General features: G+C 36.9%; 4 protein-coding genes. All 4 read right to left on the bottom strand.

Features of this window, described 5'->3' with window-relative positions; genetic code table 11:
- On the bottom strand, nt 1–100 hold a 100-nt coding region (locus tag DBR11_RS07955), incomplete at its 3' end, for an NAD-dependent epimerase/dehydratase family protein (protein WP_146186488.1).
- 1 nt (nt 101) lies between these two features.
- The gene (gene rfbA / locus DBR11_RS07960) at nt 102–962 is read right to left on the bottom strand and encodes a glucose-1-phosphate thymidylyltransferase RfbA (RefSeq protein ID WP_108551355.1); all 861 of its coding nucleotides are present in this window, start codon (nt 960–962) and stop codon (nt 102–104) included.
- Between the two features lie 29 nt (nt 963–991).
- Nucleotides 992–2944 (bottom strand): nucleoside-diphosphate sugar epimerase/dehydratase, encoded by a 1953-nt coding sequence (locus DBR11_RS07965; protein ID WP_108551357.1) that lies wholly within the window; start codon nt 2942–2944, stop codon nt 992–994.
- Nucleotides 2945–3127: 183 nt separating this feature from the next.
- Nucleotides 3128–4028: glycosyltransferase family 4 protein (locus tag DBR11_RS07970; protein WP_108551359.1), on the bottom strand; the 901-nt coding region annotated here is incomplete at its 5' end.

Below are 4028 nucleotides of genomic sequence, written 5' to 3' on the forward strand. Positions count from 1 at the left end.
CAATCTCATATTCCGGATAATTCGTTACAAATCTTCTCACCACATGTGAGCCTATGAAACCTGCACCGCCAGTAATTAAAATCTTCTTATGTAAACTCATATTATTTTAAAAGTTTTAACAGATAAGCGCCATAGCCACTTTTAACTAATGGCTGTGCAATAGTTTTCAATTGATCCTTATCGATAAAGCCCATTCGGTAAGCCACTTCTTCAATACAACCAATTTTCAATCCCTGGCGCTCTTCTATCACTTGGACAAACTGCCCTGCTTGCATTAATGAAGCAAAAGTTCCTGTATCTAACCAGGCCGTTCCTCTGCTCAGTACACCAACTTTCAATTTTCCCTGATCCAGATAAACTTTATTGACATCTGTAATCTCATATTCACCACGGGGAGAGGGTTTAATGTTTCTGGCAATTTCAACCACACTATTATCGTAGAAATACAATCCTGGTACTGCATAGTCAGATTTAGGAGAATCAGGCTTCTCTTCAATGGAAACTGCATTATTCTGTTTGTCAAATTCAACTACGCCATAACGCTCCGGATCAGATACTTTATAGGCAAATACCACTCCCCCATTAGGATCGGAACTACCTTGAAGTAACCTGGCCATTCCATCACCATAAAAAATATTATCTCCAAGTATCAGGGCAACTTTATCCTGCCCGATGAAATCGGAGCCAATAACGAATGCTTGAGCCAATCCATTTGGAACTTCCTGAACTGCATAAGAAAACTTACAGCCTAAAGTACTCCCGTCACCAAGTAATCTTTCAAAATTAGGCAAATCATGGGGTGTGGATATAATTAGAATTTCATTAATTCCCGCCAACATTAAGGTTGATAGTGAATAATAGATCATTGGTTTATCATAAACAGGCATCATTTGCTTGCTCATCACCAAAGTTAGAGGGTGAAGTCTTGTACCACTTCCACCGGCTAGGATTATTCCCTTCAAAATTGTAAATTTTAGATTATATATTAAGATTATTTAGACGCCAATTGATCATTAACTGTATCCAATTCCTCAAACTTAGAGTTCTTGCTTTTAAATTCAGGAACAATAGTTTTCATTTGCAAAACAACATTCCGGTTATCATTAGTTCCCGCATGCGCAAGCAAGGTATAAATCTGGCTCTCAATTTCATTGAAAACATATTCTCTAACCCGGCCAATCATGATTTTCTCATGGTGCGTAGGCATGGTATTCTCGTTGTCGTTTAGCAACTCTTCAAATAATTTCTCTCCAGGTCTTAAACCAGAATAGGAAATTTTAATATCCTCGTTAGGCACCAATCCGGCAAGCCGGATCATTTTCTTAGCTAATTCTACAATTTTCACAGATTTGCCCATGTCAAAAACAAAGATCTCTCCACCTTTCCCCATACAGCCCGCCTCTAACACCAGACGGCAAGCCTCAGGAATCGTCATAAAATATCTTGTGATCTCTGGATGTGTCACCGTAACCGGACCACCTTTTTCAATCTGTTGCTTGAATCTTGGGATCACAGAACCATTCGAGCCGAGTACATTTCCAAAACGGGTCGTGATAAATTTCGTAATCGGCTTAACATGCAGGTCATTGATATAACTCAATCCATTTTGGAAGATCACATCGGAACTGTTCAGAGAATTATTCAGTGACTGTACATAAATCTCTGCAATTCTTTTAGATGCTCCCATAATGTTGGTTGGGTTAACCGCCTTATCTGTAGAGATCATTACGAATTTCTGTATACCATACTTTACAGAGAGATCCGCTATCGTTTTAGTCCCTAAAACATTCGTTTTTATCGCTTCAGCAGGATTATCCTCCATCATAGGTACATGCTTATAGGCAGCAGCATGATAGACGTATTGAGGCTTAAAAAAGTTAAACATGAAATCCATTCTCTGCTTATCCTTTACATCACCTATAAAAGCATGGAAATTGGAGTTGTTATGCTTTTCTTCCAGTTCAAGGTACAATTCATGCAATGCAGTTTCACTCTGATCACACATAATAATCAAGCCGGTTTCAAACTTCAACAACTGCCGTACAATTTCACTCCCAATTGAGCCTGCGGCCCCAGTAATCAATATTCGTTTCCCCTTTAGCTCCTTCTGGATACCATCTGTATCAATTTGAATGGTTTTTCTATTTAAAAGATCCTCTATATTGATATTCTGAATTTGAGCAGTACTTACTTCTCCCCTCGCCCACACTTCGGGAGGAGGGATATTCAAAATTTTTACATTATTTTCCAAACAAGTATCTACCACCTGTTCTTTACGCTCAGCAGGAATCGTATAACTTGCAAAAATAACTTCATCCACTTCATGTTTTAAGATCAAATCCTCTAGGTGTGCCGCATTCAATATCCTTATACCATCTATGGTTTTTCCAACTTTTCTAAAATCATCATCTACAAAAGCAATGATGTTCTTATTTACCTTATTATCATGATCAAAAGTACGTTTAGTAGCCAAGCCAGCTTCACCGGCACCATAAATTATAATCCTGATTTTATCTAAACTTGCATTTTTGATGTACATAAAAAAGTACTTGACCATGACCCGATAGGTGATCAGGAAAAGAAAACTAAACAAAGAATAAGTAATAACGGTTACATTACTTAAAAAAGGAGGTGCACCAAAGGCAATAAAAGCGGCATTGGTAAAGAAAAGAATGAAAGTACTGGCCAATACCGAAAACAAAATACGAAAAGAATCCTGGGCAGAAGTATATCTGACAATCCCGGCATAGGTCTTAATATTCACAAACACCAGTCCATTGACTACAACAACAGCCACCATAGATTTATAAAAGGCCAGGATGTTGATATCTTCAATGATAAAATTGTGCTTCAATACCTTGGCTAAAGTCATAGCAAAAATACTTAGGCAAATATCTATGGCAAAGATAATCCAGCGAGGTACAATTTCGAGTTTAGAAAACATGTCTAATTTTATTCAATATGCCAAACATATCAATAATTGAACCAAAATCCTTTACAGCAAAGGTACAGATATAAATTCAGGACTAATTGAGTGAAGAAGAAGTATAAAAAATATTGAACAACAACAAGTTAACACATCTTATAACTTAATAAATAGCTTTATTCTCAAAGCACCTTAATTTTTCTATACGGTTGAACCCTTAAGCATGAGCTTTGGTTTCATTATGATATAAATAAAAACCAACGGCGTTAGGATTATTGCCACCAATTTAAAGAAACTAAAACTGGAAAATATGACTAATGCAACTATAGCCAACTGCAAAATCGCATAAACTAAAGAGACCAGAAGATGTGGTATTTTCTGATCATTAGCCAAAATTTGATAAAAATGTAATCTGTGCGCATCAAAGATATTCTGTTTTAAGTGTAGTCTATGAAGAATCGTTAATACAGCATCCACCCCATAAACGGCTAAAAACAAGACATAAGAATAGTTTTCTGTTTTCAGAATCAATTTGGCCAACAGCAAAATAACCCAAAAGGCTATAGTAACACTTCCAACGTCCCCGGCAAAACACCTTGCCATCTTTCTGAAATTGAAATAAAGAAATACTAAACAGGAGATCATAGGCAACCAAATCATATCAGCTTCAATAAAAGAATACTGATGTAAGTTAACATACTGCAAGCCACCCAAAACTACTAGACTATACATCCCGGTAATCCCATTTATTCCATCCATAAAGTTATAAGCATTAATTATGCCTATAGTAACAATGTAGAGGCAAATCACACCCCACCACGGAATAGTCGAAAATAAGTTGAGAAAGTAAAAAAGCAGGCTGACCGCTATTAAATGAAATATGATCCGGATCCGGCTTGACAAAGTCATTCTGTCGTCTAAAAAACTTATCGCTCCTATAATAGTAGCCCCCAAAACAGGTAACCAATAATTCTGGTGCATCACCCCAGCAATGATAATCGCGATAAGAAAGATCACTCCCCCTCCCCTAATCGTTACAACTGTATGCGAACTCCTCTCATTAGGCTTGTCGATAATATTCAGTTTATCTGCTATAATAAAA

Source organism: Pedobacter sp. HMWF019 (assembly GCF_003061025.1).
Lineage (GTDB): Bacteria > Bacteroidota > Bacteroidia > Sphingobacteriales > Sphingobacteriaceae > Pedobacter.

Coding starts and splice junctions, on each gene's coding strand:
- DBR11_RS07965 (WP_108551357.1), bottom strand. CDS start 2,944: ATGTTTTCTAAACTCGAAATTGTACCTCGCTGGATTATCTTTGCCATA.